The following is a 15,365-nucleotide window of genomic DNA, read 5'->3' on the forward strand; positions in this document are numbered from 1 at the left end:
CCCGGGAAGGCGTGAACCGGGAAGGCGTGAACCGGGAACCCGGGTCACCCCGCTCACCCCTGCGGGACGCCGCCGCGCAGCTCCTCGAGCCACGCCCGCGCTGAGGCGTCCGACGGCATACGCCAGTCCCCACGGGGAGACAGGGAGCCACCGGCGACGACCTTGGGGCCGTTGGGCACCGCGGACCGCTTGAACTGGTTGGCGAAGAACCGCTGTACGAAGACCTCCAGCCAGTGCCGGATCGTGGCGAGGTCGTATGCCGTGCGCTCGCCGTCGGGGTAGCCCGCGGGCCAGTCGCCGGAGTCGACGTCGGCCCACGCGTGCATCGCGAGGAACGCGATCTTGCTGGGCCGGTAGCCGCGCCGCAGCACGTGGTAGAGGGTGAAATCCTGGAGCGCGTAGGGGCCGACGGAGTCCTCGGTGGACTGGAGCTTCTCGCCCGCCTTCGCCGGCACCAGCTCGGGGCTGATCTCCTGGTCGAGGATCTCGAGGAGGGTGCCGTTGACCTCGCCGTTGGCCTCGTCGTCGAACTGGCCGCTGCTGACCACCCAGCGGATGAGGTGCTGCATGAGCGTCTTGGGCACCCCGCTGTTGACGCCGTAGTGCGACATCTGGTCGCCGACGCCGTAGGTGCACCAGCCGAGCGCCAGCTCGGACAGGTCGCCGGTGCCGAGGACGATGCCGCCGCGCTGGTTGGCGGCCCGGAAGAGGTAGTCGGTGCGCAGCCCGGCCTGGACGTTCTCGAAGGTGACGTCGTAGACCTGCTCGCCGCGCCCGAACGGGTGGCCCAGGTCCTTCAACAGCTGGGTGGCCGCCGGGCGGATGTCGAGCTCCTCCCAGGTGATGCCGAGCGACTCCATGAGGTGGACCGCATTGCTCTTGGTGCCCTCCGTGGTCGCGAACCCCGGCATGGTGAAGCCGATGATGTCGGTGCGCGGGCGGCCGAGCCGGTCCAGGGCCTTGGCCGCGACGATGAGCGCGTGGGTCGAGTCGAGGCCACCGCTGACCCCGATGACGACCTTGGGCTGCCAGGCATCGGTGGACATGGCGCGCAGCCGCTGCTCGAGACCCGAGACCTGGATGTTGTAGGCCTCGTAGCAGTCGATGGCGAGCCGCTGCGCATCGTCGGGCACGAACGGGAACCGGTCGACCTTGCGCCGCAGGCCCAGGTCGCCGGTCGGCGGCTTCAGGGCGAAGCCCACGGTGCGGAAGTCGGCTCCCTCGGCCGCGTCGACCAGCTCGGCGCGCCGGTTGTCGTCGAACGAGCCCTGCCGCATGCGCTCCTGGCGGATCCAGTCGAGGTCGACGTCGACGACCGTCGCGGCCGGCCCGTGCGGGAAACGCTCGCCTTCGCCGAGCAGCGTGCCCAGCTCGTAGACCATCGTCATGCCGTCCCACGAGAGGTCGGTGGTGGACTCGCCCGCCGACGCGGCGGCATACAGGTATGCCGCGGTGCACCGCGCGCTGGCGGAGCGGGCCATGAGGTGCCGGTCCTCGGCGCGGCCGACGGTGATCGGCGACGCCGAGAGGTTGAGCAGGACGGTGGCGCCCGCGAGCGCCGCCTTCGCGCTGGGGGGGACCGGCACCCACATGTCCTCGCAGACCTCGGCATGGACCGCCAGACCCGGGACGTCGTCGGCCTCGAAGATCAGGTCGGGGCCGAACGGGACGTCGCCCTCCTCGTCGGCGCCGGGCCAGTGCGGGGCGTGGAACCAGGCGCTGCGGGTGTCGTCGCCGGGCGCGAAGTGGCGCTTCTCGTAGAACTCACGGTAGTTGGGCAGGAAGGACTTGGGCGCGACCCCCAGCACGGCGCCCCGGTGGATGACGACCGCGCAGTTGAAGAGCCGGTTGCCGTGACGCAACGGGGCTCCGACGACGATGACCGGCAGCAGCGACCGGCTGGCCTGCGCCACCGTCACCACCGCCCGGTCGACTGCCTCGAGCAGGACGTCCTGGAGGACGAGGTCGTCGATGGCGTACCCCGACAGGCTGAGCTCGGGGAACAGCGCGACGGCGACTCCCTGGTCGTGCAGGCTCCTGACCTGCTCGATGACCGCCTCGGCGTTGCGGGCCGGGTCGGCCGCGGACACCGGGAGGGTGCAGGCAGCGACGCGGGCGAACCCGTGGCGGTAGGCAGACGCGAAGTCCCCGTGGTCCATGGCCTGAGTCTGTCAGAGCGGGTACTCGGGACGCGTCCTGCTCGGTTCGAGGACTTTGCGTCATTTGCCTGCCGAGTCCGGTTCGACGTCGCTAGGTTGCCGAACGGTGACCCAGGCCTGCCGCGGTCCCTGAGCGTTCACCGGTCCTTCGTCTCGAATCGGGTGGTCCATGTCTCCCTCTCGTCGTCCGGCTCGCCCCTCCGTGGCGGCCACGGCCTGCCTGGTCCTGCTGGGTGCCGGGGTGGCCGTTCTGGCTGCCTCGCCGGCCTCCGCCCTGGACGCCTCGCCGGCCGATCTGCCGCTCCCCATCACGACCTCAGCGCCCAAGCTGACCCTGCCGACCATCCCGGCCGTACCGAAGCTCCCGGTGCCGACCGCGCCGACGGTGCCGACTGTGCCCTCGGTGTCGCTGCCGCCGGTGCCCAAGCCCCCGGTCCTGCCGCTGCCGGTCACGACGCCGTCGGTCCCCGCCAGCCTCCCCGCGCCCGGCAGCACCGTTCCGGTCACCGCGCCCAGGCTGCCGACGCCTGCCGTGCCGTCCCTGCCGTCCCTGCCAGGACCGGTGGCCTCGATCGCCTCGGGCGCGCAGTCCGGCGTGGGCGGCGTCACCCAGGGACTGCCCGGAGGTGCCAGCGTGGCGGGCGGCGGCACCGGCTCGCTGCTCAACCTGGGAGTCAACGCCTCGCCCGTCGCGACCGCGTGCCTCCAGGCGAAGGGAACCGGCACAGCCATCGCCAACGTCACCGTGACCGTCGCCGGGCGGAACGTCACCGCACCGCTGGTGCAAGCCCTGCCCGGGGTCCTTGCGCCGTGCCCGGGCGGCGGAACCCCCGCGACGCAGGGGCTCGACGCCTCCGTGGCCGGGCTCGTCGGCGCCTGCGTCAGGGTGACCCAGCAGCCATCGCTGACGGCCAGCGTGCTCGTTCTGGACAGCGAGCTCATCGGCACGCTGACCCGGGCAGGCGTTCCCCTCCAACAGGTCGTCGTGCCGTGCCCAGCAGGCGTCGGCGGCCAGCCGGGAGGCGCGGGCGGTACCCCTGACACCGGCAGCACCGGCGGCACGGGCAGCGGCGGCTCGGGTCCGGGCAGCACGCAGGTACCCGCGGCCGGGGGCGGGCTCGGCCAGACCGGGAAGTCGGGCGGCTCCGGCCAAGGCGCCTCGGGGGCCGACTGTGCGGCGGGCAGCGCCCCCGGGTGGTCCACGTTCAACGCGCGGACCATGGCCAGCATCGTGCCGAACAACGTTCCACAGACGCTGCCGTGGCTCCTGCTCGCGGTGGCGCTGCTGGGTCGACGCCGCCTCGCCGTTGTCGCCAAGGCCATCCGCGGGCTGCGCACTCAGCGTCTGCGCACCCAGACCTGAGCCGAAGCGGGTTCGGTCGTCATTCGGTGGCGATCACACGAAGGGCCCCGACGAAGCTCGTCGGGGCCCTTGGTGATCACGCGTGCGCGAGGGGGGATTTGAACCCCCACGCCCTTTCGGACACTGCGACCTGAACGCAGCGCGTCTGCCGTTCCGCCACTCGCGCGTGGGACGGCCAATTGTGGCGTACCGCCCCCGGGTTCGCCAAACCGGCCCAGGACACCGCGATGTGACTGGTGTCCGTGATGTCCGGCACGACGTCTTCAGGACATCCGACGGCGCGCATGCAGGGCCGCATAGTCGATCCGGATACCATCGGGGCCGGACCACACGTGAGGAGGTGCGCCATGGGTCTGTTCGACCGCGTTGAGCAAAGGCTCGAGCGCGCCGTCAACGGTGCCTTCGCGCGCGCCTTCAAGTCCGAGGTGCAGCCTGTCGAGATCGCCAGTGCGATCCGCCGCGCCATGGACGACCGCGCCGCGATCGTCGGCCCGGGCCGCACCATCGTCCCCAACCTGTTCACGGTCGAGCTGTCCGACACAGACTTCGAGCGGCTCTCCGGCTACGACGAGGAGCTCGAGAACGAGCTCATCGCGGCCGCCCAGGAGCACGCCGAGTCCCAGCGCTACCAGCCCGGCGGTCCGCTCCAGGTCACCTTCGCCAGCGCCAACGACCTCGAGACCGGCGTCTTCCGGCTGCGCACCTCCACAGCGCGGCGCCCGGGTGGCGCGCCCCAGGGCGAGCAGGGGTATGCCGCGCCTGCCCCGAGCCCCGCGGCCGGCGCGGTCGGGCCTGCCGCGTCGGCGCCGCGGCATACCGAGGACGACCTCGAGGCGACCCAGCGGCACCAGGTGCCGGCGGCACCCCAGCCCCGCCGCGTGAACCCGGCTGACCGGCCGTGGCTCGATGTCGACGGTGAGCGGTACCCCCTCATGGGCGCGATCACCGTGCTCGGTCGCGACGACGTGGCCGACATCATCCTCGACGACCCGGGCATCTCCCGGCGCCACAGCGAGATCCGCGTGACCAACGACGGACCCCACCTGGTCGCCAGCATCCGCGACCTCGGCTCGACCAACGGCACGTTCGTCAACAGCGAACGCATCAGCAGCCAGCGTCTCTCCGACGGGGACCGGATCACGGTGGGGCGCACGTCCGTCGTCTACCGGGCCGGGCGGCGGTGAGCCCCACGCATGAGTGAACTCACCCTCACGATCATCCGGCTCGGGCTGCTCGCTCTCCTCTGGATCTTCGTCTTCAGCGTCGTCGGTGTGCTCCGGGGCGACATCTACGGCACCCGGGTCGTGAGCCGCACGCCGCGCAAGCCCGCCCCCGCGAGCCGCGCGCGCGGTGGCGATGGTCAGGCCCCGGCGGCCCGGCCCCAGAAGCGCCAGACCCACCCGGGCGCTCCGCGGTCGCTCGTCGTCACTCAGGGCCCGCTGACCGGCACCGCCTTGCCACTGCGCGAGGCCGGCACGGTCATCGGCCGCAATCCCGAGTGTGCGCTCGTGCTCGACGACGACTTCGCCAGCGGCCGCCACGCGCGGATCTTCCACCGCGACGGCGCCTGGTTCGTCGAGGACCTCGGGTCCACCAACGGCACCTACCTCGGTGCCGAGCGGCTGACGAACCCGACCAGGGTCGAGGCCGGCAGCACGCTGCGCATCGGCAAGACCGTCATCGAGCTGCGGCGGTAGGTCTGACGATGCCCCTGTCGTTCAGTTACGCCGCACGCTCCGACGTCGGCATGGTCCGGTCCGAGAACCAGGACTCCGGGTATGCCGGGCCGCGCCTGCTCGCGATGGCCGACGGCATGGGCGGGCACGCCGGCGGCGACATCGCCTCCTCGGTCGCGATCGGCGCCCTGGCCGATCTCGACGGCGAGGCCCTGGGCAGCGCCGAGGCCAGCAAGGCTTTGCTGCAGCGCATCACCGCGGCCAACGACGAGATCGCCGAGATGGTCAAGGCCGACCCGAGCCTGCACGGCATGGGCACCACACTCATCGCGATCCTGCGCTCACAGAACAAGCTGGTCCTGGCCCACATCGGCGACTCGCGGGCCTTCCTCGCCCGTGAGGGCAAGCTCACCCAGATCACCAAGGACCACTCGTTCGTGCAGAGCCTGGTCGACGAGGGCCGCATCACCGAGGACGAGGCGATGGGCCACCCCCAGCGCTCGCTCGTGACGCGGGTGCTGACCGGCCAGGAGGACGACGAACCCGACGTCACGGTGCGCGAGGCCCGCATCGGCGACCGCTACCTCATCGCGTCCGACGGGCTCACCGACTACGTCGCCGGCGACACGATCGCCGAGATCGTCACCTCGGGCGAGACGCCGGCCAAGACCGCCGACCGGCTGGTCGAGCTGGCCCTCAAGGCCGACGCACCCGACAACGTCACGATCGTGGTCGGCGACGTCGTCGACACCAGCCGCACCGTCGACACCCCCTCCCAGCCGCAGATCGTCGGTGCGGCGGCGGTCCGCACCAAGGGCACCCGCCCCATCCCACTCACCCCAGCCGCCAAGGCCGCGGCCCTGTCGCGAGAGGCCGCCGGCGACCCCGACGAGGACATCACCCTCGCCGACGAGGGTCCGCGCTCCGGTCCCGCCCGCTGGTTACGGCGGGCAGCGGTCGCGCTGCTCGTGCTCATCGTGGTGGGTGGCGGTGCGTATGCCGCCTACGACTGGTCCCAGCGCCAGTTCTTCGTGGGCGCCTACCGCGGCGACGTCGCGATCTACCAGGGCGTCTCGCAGAACCTCGGCCCGATCACGCTCTCGCACGTGCGGACCGCCTCCGACGTCCTCATCGACGACCTGCCCGACTTCTACCGCACCAAGGTGCAGGACACCATCTCCAAGGACACCCTCAGCGACGCCCAGGCCCTGGTGGACCAGCTCCGCGCCGAGGCCGCACAGTGCGTCGCCCGCAAGGCCTCCGGCGGTACGTGCTCCGACACCGCGACGACCACGCCGACGACCACGCCGACGACCACGACCTCGGCCCCGAGCTCGAGCGCGACCACCGTGCCCACCACGGCCACGACGTCTCCCTGAGCCATGACCATCGTCTCGAGCTTTCGTCCCCGTACCCGCCGCAACGTCGAGCTGGTGCTGCTGCTGCTCGCCGTCGCGATCGTGGTGCTGGCCTACGTCAACGTCGGCCTCTCCACCTCGGGTGCCTTTCCGCCCGGGCTGATCACCGACAGTGCCGGCCTGCTCGTCATCTCGCTCGGCTTCCACCTGCTGCTGCGCTGGCGCGCGGCATACGCCGATCCGCTCCTGCTGCCGATCGTCACGCTGCTCAACGGCCTCGGCCTGGTGATGATCCACCGCCTCGACATCGCCCACCACCGCACCCTCACCGGCGGCCTCGCGCTGCGCCAGCTCACGTGGAGCGCGCTGGCGGTCGCCATCGCTGCGGTCGTGCTGGTCGTGCTGCGCGACCACCGCACCCTGCGGCGGTACACCTTCACCGCGGCCGTCGTCGGGTTCGGGCTGCTGATCCTCCCGCTCGCGCCCGGCATCGGTCGCACGGTCAACGGTTCGCGCATCTGGATCGGGGCGGGTGCCTTCACCTTCCAGCCAGGCGAGGTGGCCAAGATCGTGCTGGCGGTGTTCTTCGCCGGCTACCTCGTGCAGACCCGCGACGCCCTGTCGCTGGCCGGGCGCAAGGTGCTGGGGCTCACCCTGCCTCGTGGCCGCGACCTCGGCCCCATCGTCGTCGCGTGGGTGGCGAGCCTCCTCGTGCTCGTCTTCGAGAAGGACCTCGGCTCCTCGCTGCTGCTCTTCGGGCTGTTCGTCGCCGTCCTCTACGTCGCCACCGAGCGCATCTCGTGGATCGCCATCGGCATGCTGCTGTTCTCCGGCGGCGCCTACCTCGCCTACCTGCTGTTCTCCCACGTGCAGACCCGCGTCCACCTCTGGCTGGACCCGTTCGCCCCGGGCCAGTCCGACCAGCTCGCCAAGGGGCTCATGGGCATGGCGGCCGGCGGCCTGCTCGGCACGGGCCTGGGTCGTGGACGTCCCGACCTCACCTACTTCGCCGAGTCCGACTTCATCGTGCCCAGCTTCGGTGAGGAGCTCGGCCTCATCGGGCTGTTCGCCCTGCTCATCCTCTACGTCCTGCTCGTGGAGCGGGGCATGCGCACCGCGCTCGGCGTCCGCGACGGCTTCGGCAAGCTGCTCGCGACCGGCTTGTCCTTCTCGGTCGGGCTGCAGTGCTTCGTCGTCGTCGGGGGGTCACCCGGGTCATCCCGCTGACCGGTCTGACCATGCCGTTCCTGTCCTACGGCGGGTCCTCGCTGCTGGCCAACTGGTCCCTCGTGGCGCTCTTGTTGCGCATCAGCGACCACGCCCGCCGCCCGGTGATCGAGATCCCCGAGGGTCCCTCACCGACCGCCGAGGCGAAGACCGAGGTCGTGGCCATCCGATGAACGCACCCATCCGCCGACTGTCCGCCGTCGTCGCGCTGCTCTTCTGCGCCCTGCTGATCTCGTCGACGTTCATCCAGTTCGTCCAGGCGCAGTCCCTGCAGAACCGTCCCGAGAACCGTCGCACCCTGCTGGCCACCTATGCCCGCGAACGTGGCCAGATCCTCGTCGGCGGGGCCCCGGTGGCCAAGTCGGTCGCCACCAAGGACGAGCTGAAGTGGCTGCGCACCTACCCCCAGGGCGCGCTGTACTCCCACCTCACGGGTTTCTACTCCTTCACCTACGGCGCCGGTGCCGGCATCGAGGGCGCCGAGAACGCGCTGTTGTCGGGGTCCTCCGACAAGCTCTTCTACCGCCGGGTCACCGACATGCTCACCGGCAAGCAGCAAACCGGCGCGAGCCTTGAGCTCACCATCAACCCGGCAGCCCAAGCGGCCGCCGACAAGGCCCTCGGCAACCAGCGCGGCGCCGTCGTCGCGATCGACCCCACCACCGGTGAGATCCTCGCCCTGGTCAGCCACCCGGCATACAACCCCTCGGTGCTGAGCAGCCACGACACCAGCGCGGTGGTCAAGGCCTGGAAGTCCCTCAACGCCGACCCCATGGCGCCGATGGTCGACCGCGCCCTCGCGGGCAACCTCTATCCGCCCGGGTCCACCTTCAAGCTCGTCACGGCGGCGACCGCCCTGGAGTCGAAGAAGTTCACCGAGGAGAGCCGCATTCCGGGCCCGGCCACCCTGGACCTGCCGCAGACCACGACGAACCTGCCGAACGACGACCACCAGGCGTGCGGCCCCAACAACACGACGACCCTCACGCACGCCCTCGAGGTCTCGTGCAACACCGCCTTCGGGTGGCTCGGTATGCAGGTCGGCGCGGACGCGCTGCGCGCCCAGGCCGCGAAGTTCGGGTTCGGCGACCGGCTCACGGTGCCCATGAACGTCACGCCGAGCACGATCCCCGGTCAGCTCAACCCGCCCCAGCTCGCGCAGTCCGCCATCGGCCAGTACGACGTGCGCGTCACCCCCCTGCAGGTGGCGATGATCTCGGCGGCGATCGCCAACCACGGGGTGGTGATGCGCCCGCACCTGGTCCGCAAGGTCACCTCGTCCGACCTCGAGGTGATCGACCAGCCTGCGCCCGAGCAGCTCTCGCAGGCGATCTCGGCCGACACGGCCGCCGCGCTCACCCGCATGATGGAGGCCGTCGTCCGCAGCGGCACCGGCACCGTGGCGCAGATCCCCGGCGTCGTCGTCGCCGGCAAGACGGGCACCGCCCAGCACGGCGTGGGCACCGCCCCGCACGCGTGGTTCACCGGCTTCGCACCCGCCGACAAGCCCCGGGTCGCCGTGGCAGTCGTCGTCGAGGACGGCGGCAGCGTCGGCAACGAGGCCGTCGGTGGTCGCGTCGCCGCGCCGATCGCCAAGGCGGTCATGGAGGCGGTGCTCGGCTCATGACGGCCAGCCCCGGAGAGCTCCTCAACGACCGCTACCGCCTCGACGAGCTGATCGCCGCTGGTGGCATGGGTCAGGTGTGGCGCGCGACCGACGAGCTGCTGGGCCGGCTCGTGGCGATCAAGGTGCTCCACGCCGACCCCCCGGCGGGACTGCGCGCGCGGGCGGGACTGCTGGCGCCGAGGAGTTCCGCGAGCGGTTCCGCCACGAGGCCCGCAACAGCGCCGCACTCTCGCACCCCAACATCGCGACGGTCTTCGACTTCGGTGACGACGCCGCGCGCCCGTACCTCGTCATGGAGCTCGTCGAGGGTCGGTCGCTGGCCCAGGTCGTCGCCGAGCGCGGTGCCCTGCCGGCCGAGGAGGTCAGCTCGATCCTCGGCCAGGCTGCCCTCGCGCTGCAGGTCGCGCACAACGCCGGCGTCGTCCACCGCGACGTCAAGCCGGCCAACATCATGGTGACGCCCGCCGGCATGGTGAAGCTCACCGACTTCGGCATCGCCCGCGCCACGGCCAGCTCGGGCCTCACCCGCACCGGTGAGGTGCTCGGCACCCCGCACTACCTCGCCCCCGAGCAGGCCCAGGGCCACCCCGCCACGGCAGCCAGCGACGTCTACGCCCTCGGCGTCGTCGGCCACGAGCTGCTCACCGGGGTGCGCCCGTTCAGCGGCGAGTCGATAGTCGCCACCGCGTTGGCCCACGTCAGCCAACCGCCCCCGGAGCTGCCGCAGACCGTGCCCGAGCCGCTGCGCGCCGCCATCATGGCGGCCCTGGCCAAGGACCCCGCCGACCGCCCAGCGAGCGCGGGCGAGCTCGCCGCCAGGCTCGGTATGCCGGTGGGCCCCCTCACCCCCGTTCCCGGCGCTGACTCCGGGGTCGCGGAGACCACCGCTCTGGTCGCGACCCCCGCACCGACAGCCGTGCTGGCGGCAGGCCTCGGTGCGTCCGCGACAACCGCCGAGACCGCGCCTGCGACAACCGCCGAGACCGCCCCAGCGACCGGCTCGAGCGCGGACCCCGAGCGGCGCCGCCGCCCGTGGTGGCTGGTGCCCCTCGGCGCTGCCGTGGCCGTGGTGGCGATCGTGGTCGCGGCAGTGTCGCTGAGCGGCGGCAGCCCGACGACGCCGTCCACCAGGTCGGCCACCACCCCGGTGTCGGCGCACTCGACACCGCCGACGACCAGGCCGACCGGGCCGACCACGACGACGGCCACCACGACCGCGCCCCGTGCGCCCGTTGCGCCGAAGCCCGCCGCGCACGCCGGCAAGGGCAAGGGGGGAAAGAAGAAGTGATGTCATCGCAGTTGCTCGGAGGCCGCTACGAGGTCGGAGAGCTGCTCGGCCGCGGCGGGATGGCCGAGGTTCACCTCGGTTACGACACCCGCCTCTCGCGCCCCGTCGCCATCAAGATGCTCCGGTCCGACCTCGCGCGTGACACCTCGTTCCTCAACCGGTTCCGCCGCGAGGCGCAGTCTGCCGCCGGCCTAAACCACGCCGCCATCGTCGCGGTCTACGACTCCGGCGAGGACCACACCGTCCAGGTCGGGGGGCGCCGCAGCCGATCCCGTACATCGTCATGGAGTACGTCGAGGGCAAGACGCTCCGCGAGCTGCTCAACGAGCGCTCACCCCTCGATCCTGACGAGGCCGCCCGCATCACCGAGGGCGTGCTGGACGCGCTCGCCTACAGCCATCGCATGGGCATCGTGCACCGCGACATCAAGCCCGCGAACGTCATGATCAGCAACCACGGCGAGATCAAGGTCATGGACTTCGGTATCGCCCGGGCCGTCGCCGACGCGAACGCCACGATGACCCAGACCCAGGCCGTCATCGGCACGGCGCAGTACCTCTCGCCGGAGCAGGCGCAGGGTCATGCCGTCGATGCTCGCTCCGACCTGTACTCCACCGGCTGCCTGCTGTTCGAGCTGCTCACGGGCCGCCCGCCGTTCCAGGGTGACTCGCCGGTGGCCATCGCCTACCAGCACGTGGGCGAGCCGGCGCCGCACCCCTCGACGTTCAACCCGGCCATCGACTCGGCCCTCGACGCCGTCGTCCTGCACGCGCTCGCCAAGGACCGCGAGGCCCGCTACCAGGACGCGACCGCCTTCCGGGCAGACCTGCAGGCGGCCAGGCTCGGCCGACCCATCAGCGACGCCGCCCGGGGCACGGCCCTGGTGGCCGGCGAGACCACCATGGCCATCGGAGGCGTTGCCTCTGCTGCCGGCGCGACGACCCTCCTGCCCGCCGGCCCGTATGCCGCCGGCGGACCAGGCGCGGACGTCGCCGACCACGGCAACACCGCCAGCCTGCCAGCCATCGGCCACGACCCCGACGACGAGCCACGCAAGCGGCGGGGGCTGGCGTACGTCCTGCTGGTCCTGGCGGTCGTCGGTGCCCTCGTGCTGCTGATCCTCGCGGGCAAGTCGCTGCTCAACCAGCCAGCCGCCAGCGTCCAGAAGGTCGCCGTCCCGTCGGTTGTGGACAGCCCGGTCGAGACCGCGAGCGCGGCCGTGCGGGCTGCCGGGCTGGTCCCCGAGACGCACAACGTGGCCAGCGCCAAGGACATCGGCACGGTGATCGACCAGAGCCCGAGCGGAGGTGACCTGGTCGCTCGCGGCTCGACCGTCTCGTTGAGCGTGTCGAGCGGGCCCGACACGGTGCCTGTCCCGGACCTGCGGGACGACAGCCCCGACGAGGCCAAGACGCTGCTCACCAGCCTCGGGCTCAAGCTCGGCACGTCGACCCCCGTCGACGACAGCAGCGTCGACAAGGGCAAGATCGTGTCCACCGACCCCGCGAGCGGTCAGGCCGTCGCCGTCGGCTCGACGGTGAACCTCAACGTCTCGTCGGGTCAGGTGACCGTCCCCGACGTGGTCGGCAAGCTGCGCAGCGATGCGGCATCCCAGCTGAGCGATCTCGGCTTCCGGATCAAGACGACGTACGTGACCAGCACCCAGACCGAGGACAGCGTGCTCAAGCAGAGCGCCAAGGCCGGCGCGAAGCTCAGCTACGGCAGCACGATCACGTTGACCGTCGCCCAGCCTGCTCCGCCGACCCCGACGACCACGACGACGACGACCACGGCCCCGTCGCCGACCACGACCGTGACCGTGCCGCCCGTGCCGACGCTGACCACGGGCGCCACCCACTGACCGGGTCGGTCAAGCGGGTTGGCCTGAGCGGGTTCGCCTGAGCGGCTTGGCCTGAGCGGGCCTGCTCAGTCGGCGGCGACGGCCCGAGCGACACCCTCGGCGTCGTGGACGAGCGGGCTGAGCCCCGCCGAGCGCTCGACGGCGTCGGCCTGACCGCAGAGCTCCAGCCAGTTCGCCAAGATCCGGTGACCGCCTTGGGTGAGCACGCTCTCGGGGTGGAACTGCACGCCGTGCAGGGGCAGCTCGCGGTGCCGAGCAGCCATGATGACGCCGCTGCGGGTGTGCCCGTTGGCCAGCAGCGTGTCGGGCAGGGTCGGCGGCTCGATGGTCAGTGAGTGGTACCGCGTCGCCGTGAAGGGCGTCGGCAGGCCTCGGAGCACGCCCGAGCCGTCGTGCTCGACGTGGGAGGTCTTGCCGTGCAGGAGCTCCGGGGCCCGCCCCACCGTGGCCCCGAAGACCACGCCCAGCGCCTGGTGGCCCAGGCAGACGCCCAGCATCGGCTGGGACCGCTCGGCGCAGCCCTCGATCATCGCCATGGAGACCCCGGCGTCCTCCGGGGTGCCGGGGCCGGGCGACACGAGGACCCCGTCGAACCCGGCGCCGTCGGCTGCCGCGAGCGCGTCGTTGCGCACCACCTCGCACTCGGCGCCGAGCTGCTGGAGGTAGCCGACGATGGTGAAGACGAAGCTGTCGTAGTTGTCGACGACCAGGATCCGGGTCATCGCCATCCCCCCGGGTATGCCGCGTGGGCGCCTGTCGCGCTGGTTGCGCTCCCCGTGCTCGGGTCGACGGTGTTGTCGTTGAACGGCATGAACGGCGCGATCCGCGGGAACAGCCAAAGGAAGCAGAAGGCGACCACGGCCAGCGCGAGGACGAGCGCGAGCAGCACCTTGACCGGCCACGGTCCGGGCAGGGCACGCCAGAGCGCGGCGTAGATCACGGTGCTCCCTTCGGGGGCGTGAGCGTGCCGGGCGGAAGCCCCTCGGCATGCGGGTAGACATGGACGAGCTGGGCGAAGACGACGTACCGCTGGGCCGCGGAGTACTTCGGGTGGCAGGCGGTCATGGTGAGCCAGGCAGCGGTGGGCTTGACCCCCGGCTGCTCGGGGACGGGCGCGATGACGTCGACCGCGGTGGGCGCGACGATGACGTGCCGCTTCACGGCATACACGCTGTAGGTGGCGTGGGTCTCGACGATGATGAGGTCGCCGGGGACGAGGGTGTCGATGTCGTGGAAGGGCCGGCCATAGGTCGTGCGGTGGCCGGCGACGGCGAAGTTGCCCACGGCCCCCGGCGCCGCCGTGCCGACGTAGTGGCCGACCCCCTCCTCGAGGATGTCGTGGTCGGTGCCCTCGAGCACCGGACGGGCGTACTGCGCGCCGAACCGGGGAATGCGCACGATGGCGAACGCCTTGCCGAACGCCACCGGCTCGGGCGTGATGCCCGTCGCCCCCGGGGTGGAGAACTCGCGGGTCAGCTCGTGGACAGTGCCCGCCTGGACGCGGTTGGCGGTGACGTCGGTCCACCACAGCTGCCAGCCGACGAACAGCAGCAGCAGCACCCCGGCTGTCACGAACAGGTCGCCGAGCAGGCCGAGCGCGCCCCGCAGCGCCCTCACAGCGCCCTCACCATGACGTCACCGAGCCGCCTTGGCGAAGGCGAGGTTGAGCGAGCCGGCGAACTCGGGGAACGCCTGCTGCGACTGGGTCTGCACCTCATAGCCCAGCCCGACGGCGTCAACCCACTGTCGGTAGATCGCGACGTTCGGGCTCGCGTCCAGAGCAGCCTGCAGCGCGGACGGGTCACCCATCGCGGTGATGACGTAGGGCGGGGAGTAGACGCGCCCCTGGAGGATGAGGGTGTTGCCGACACACCGCACCGCACTGGTCGAGATGACCCGCTGGTCCATGAGCATCATCGCCTCGGCGCCCCCCTTCCACAGTGCGTTGACGACCGCCTGCACGTCCTGCTGGTGAACCACGTAGTCGTCGACGCTGAAGTCGCGCGGCAGCACGCTCGGGACGTTCTTGGCGTCGGTCAGAGTAACCCGGATGGTCGGACCATGCACTGCTTCGGTGCCGGCGGCCAAGGCGAGGGCGTTGGCGCGCTGGGTCAGCTGGGTGACGCGCAGGTCACCGGGCGCCTGCTGCGCGGACAACCGGTCGACGTCAGCGCGCAGCTGGCGGACGTGCTCGGCGGCCGTCGCGTTGGCGTGGGTCTGCTGCCGGATCAGCCCGGGCAGGTCGGTGCTCGAGGACCGCAGGTCGGTGCCGTGGGCGGTGGCTGCACTCACCGCGAACAGCAGCCCGGCGCTGAGGGCGACGACGGGGACGAGGGCCGACCAGAGCGTGGGTCGACGCGTCAGCCACGTCAGCCGCTGGTCTGCCATGCCACTACGCTATGCCACACGTCCCCGGCGGGTTGAAGCCGTCCGACCGCAAGGAGTGTCTCCCGTGCCAGAGTCCAAGGGTCGCGCCAAGCGCGCGTACACCGCGCCCGCAAAGCCGGCGAAGCCCAAGGTCGGCAACCCTCCGTGGTTCGTGCCGGTGATGCTCACGCTCATGGTGCTGGGCCTGCTCTGGGTGGTCGTCTTCTACATCACCAGCCAACGCTTCCCGGTGGAGTCCCTCGGTCGCTGGAACCTCGGCATCGGCTTCGGTCTCATGCTGTCCGGTTTCGCCATGACCACCCGCTGGCGCTGACGAGTTATCCACAGACTTGTCCCCAGCTGGGGACAGAATGACAGCCGTGTAATACGTCAGACGGGTGAGGGGCTCTCACCCCTCTGACGGAGGGGCTCCGGCCAG

Annotated in this window: 13 protein-coding genes, 1 tRNA gene and 1 pseudogene; 9 read left to right on the forward strand and 6 right to left on the reverse strand. The window is 71.5% G+C overall.

Going from position 1 to position 15,365, the window contains the following annotated elements; genetic code table 11:
- Positions 1 to 53: 53 nt before the first annotated feature.
- Entirely contained in the window at positions 54 to 2,159 is a 2,106-nt protein-coding gene (locus GKE56_RS12810) for an NAD(+) synthase (RefSeq protein WP_154684867.1), read from the reverse strand.
- A gap of 169 nt (positions 2,160 to 2,328) precedes the next feature.
- Between GKE56_RS12810 and GKE56_RS12815 the strand changes: the two genes are divergently transcribed.
- Positions 2,329 to 3,522, forward strand: coding sequence for an MYXO-CTERM sorting domain-containing protein (locus GKE56_RS12815; protein ID WP_154684868.1), 1,194 nt, complete (start codon positions 2,329 to 2,331; stop codon positions 3,520 to 3,522).
- An 83-nt stretch (positions 3,523 to 3,605) separates the two neighbouring features.
- On the opposite strand, the gene GKE56_RS12820 is transcribed toward GKE56_RS12815, so the two are convergent.
- Positions 3,606 to 3,688, reverse strand: a tRNA-Leu gene (locus GKE56_RS12820).
- Between the two features lie 181 nt (positions 3,689 to 3,869).
- Between GKE56_RS12820 and GKE56_RS12825 the strand changes: the two genes are divergently transcribed.
- From GKE56_RS12825 to pknB, 7 genes and pseudogenes are all read left to right on the forward strand, one after another.
- Positions 3,870 to 4,706: a DUF3662 and FHA domain-containing protein gene (locus GKE56_RS12825; protein ID WP_154684869.1), complete on the forward strand. Its 837-nt coding sequence runs from the start codon at positions 3,870 to 3,872 to the stop codon at positions 4,704 to 4,706.
- Between the two features lie 9 nt (positions 4,707 to 4,715).
- Positions 4,716 to 5,219, forward strand: a complete 504-nt coding sequence (locus GKE56_RS12830) for an FHA domain-containing protein (RefSeq protein ID WP_154684870.1) — start codon at positions 4,716 to 4,718, stop codon at positions 5,217 to 5,219.
- Positions 5,220 to 5,227: 8 nt separating this feature from the next.
- A complete protein-coding gene (locus GKE56_RS12835; RefSeq protein WP_154684871.1) occupies positions 5,228 to 6,577 on the forward strand; it encodes a PP2C family serine/threonine-protein phosphatase in 1,350 nt (449 codons plus the stop codon).
- 3 nt (positions 6,578 to 6,580) lie between these two features.
- Positions 6,581 to 7,956 (forward strand): annotated as a pseudogene (locus GKE56_RS12840) (FtsW/RodA/SpoVE family cell cycle protein).
- Positions 7,953 to 9,410 carry a penicillin-binding protein 2 gene (locus tag GKE56_RS12845; protein WP_154684872.1) on the forward strand — a complete coding sequence of 486 codons (1,458 nt, stop codon included), beginning with the start codon at positions 7,953 to 7,955 and terminating at the stop codon, positions 9,408 to 9,410. Before GKE56_RS12840 ends, GKE56_RS12845 begins: the two are co-directional and overlap by 4 nt.
- A 76-nt stretch (positions 9,411 to 9,486) precedes the next feature.
- Positions 9,487 to 10,698 carry a serine/threonine-protein kinase gene (locus GKE56_RS12850; RefSeq protein ID WP_195908116.1) on the forward strand — a complete coding sequence of 404 codons (1,212 nt, stop codon included), beginning with the start codon at positions 9,487 to 9,489 and terminating at the stop codon, positions 10,696 to 10,698.
- 283 nt (positions 10,699 to 10,981) lie between these two features.
- Complete coding sequence (gene pknB / locus GKE56_RS12860) at positions 10,982 to 12,559, forward strand: Stk1 family PASTA domain-containing Ser/Thr kinase (RefSeq protein ID WP_154684875.1); 1,578 nt, start codon at positions 10,982 to 10,984, stop codon at positions 12,557 to 12,559.
- Positions 12,560 to 12,624: 65 nt separating this feature from the next.
- On the opposite strand, the gene GKE56_RS12865 is transcribed toward pknB, so the two are convergent.
- Genes GKE56_RS12865 through GKE56_RS12880 form a run of 4 tightly spaced genes read right to left on the reverse strand, consistent with a single transcriptional unit; the run spans position 12,625 to position 14,947 of the window.
- Positions 12,625 to 13,281: an aminodeoxychorismate/anthranilate synthase component II gene (locus GKE56_RS12865; protein WP_154685790.1), complete on the reverse strand. Its 657-nt coding sequence runs from the start codon at positions 13,279 to 13,281 to the stop codon at positions 12,625 to 12,627.
- The gene (locus GKE56_RS12870; protein ID WP_154684876.1) at positions 13,278 to 13,499 is read right to left on the reverse strand and encodes a hypothetical protein; all 222 of its coding nucleotides are present in this window, start codon (positions 13,497 to 13,499) and stop codon (positions 13,278 to 13,280) included. The genes GKE56_RS12865 and GKE56_RS12870 overlap by 4 nt, the downstream gene beginning before the upstream one ends.
- Entirely contained in the window at positions 13,496 to 14,176 is a 681-nt protein-coding gene (locus tag GKE56_RS12875) for a class E sortase (protein ID WP_230208960.1), read from the reverse strand. Before GKE56_RS12875 ends, GKE56_RS12870 begins: the two co-directional genes overlap by 4 nt.
- Before the next feature lie 18 nt (positions 14,177 to 14,194).
- Entirely contained in the window at positions 14,195 to 14,947 is a 753-nt protein-coding gene (locus tag GKE56_RS12880) for a DUF881 domain-containing protein (RefSeq protein WP_154684877.1), read from the reverse strand.
- Positions 14,948 to 15,011: 64 nt separating this feature from the next.
- On the opposite strand from GKE56_RS12880, the gene GKE56_RS12885 reads away from it, so the two are divergent.
- The gene (locus tag GKE56_RS12885; RefSeq protein ID WP_154684878.1) at positions 15,012 to 15,260 is read left to right on the forward strand and encodes a cell division protein CrgA; all 249 of its coding nucleotides are present in this window, start codon (positions 15,012 to 15,014) and stop codon (positions 15,258 to 15,260) included.
- Positions 15,261 to 15,365: the final 105 nt, after the last annotated feature.

The sequence above is a fragment of the Nostocoides sp. HKS02 genome (genome assembly GCF_009707485.1).
Taxonomy (GTDB): Bacteria; Actinomycetota; Actinomycetes; order Actinomycetales; family Dermatophilaceae; genus Pedococcus.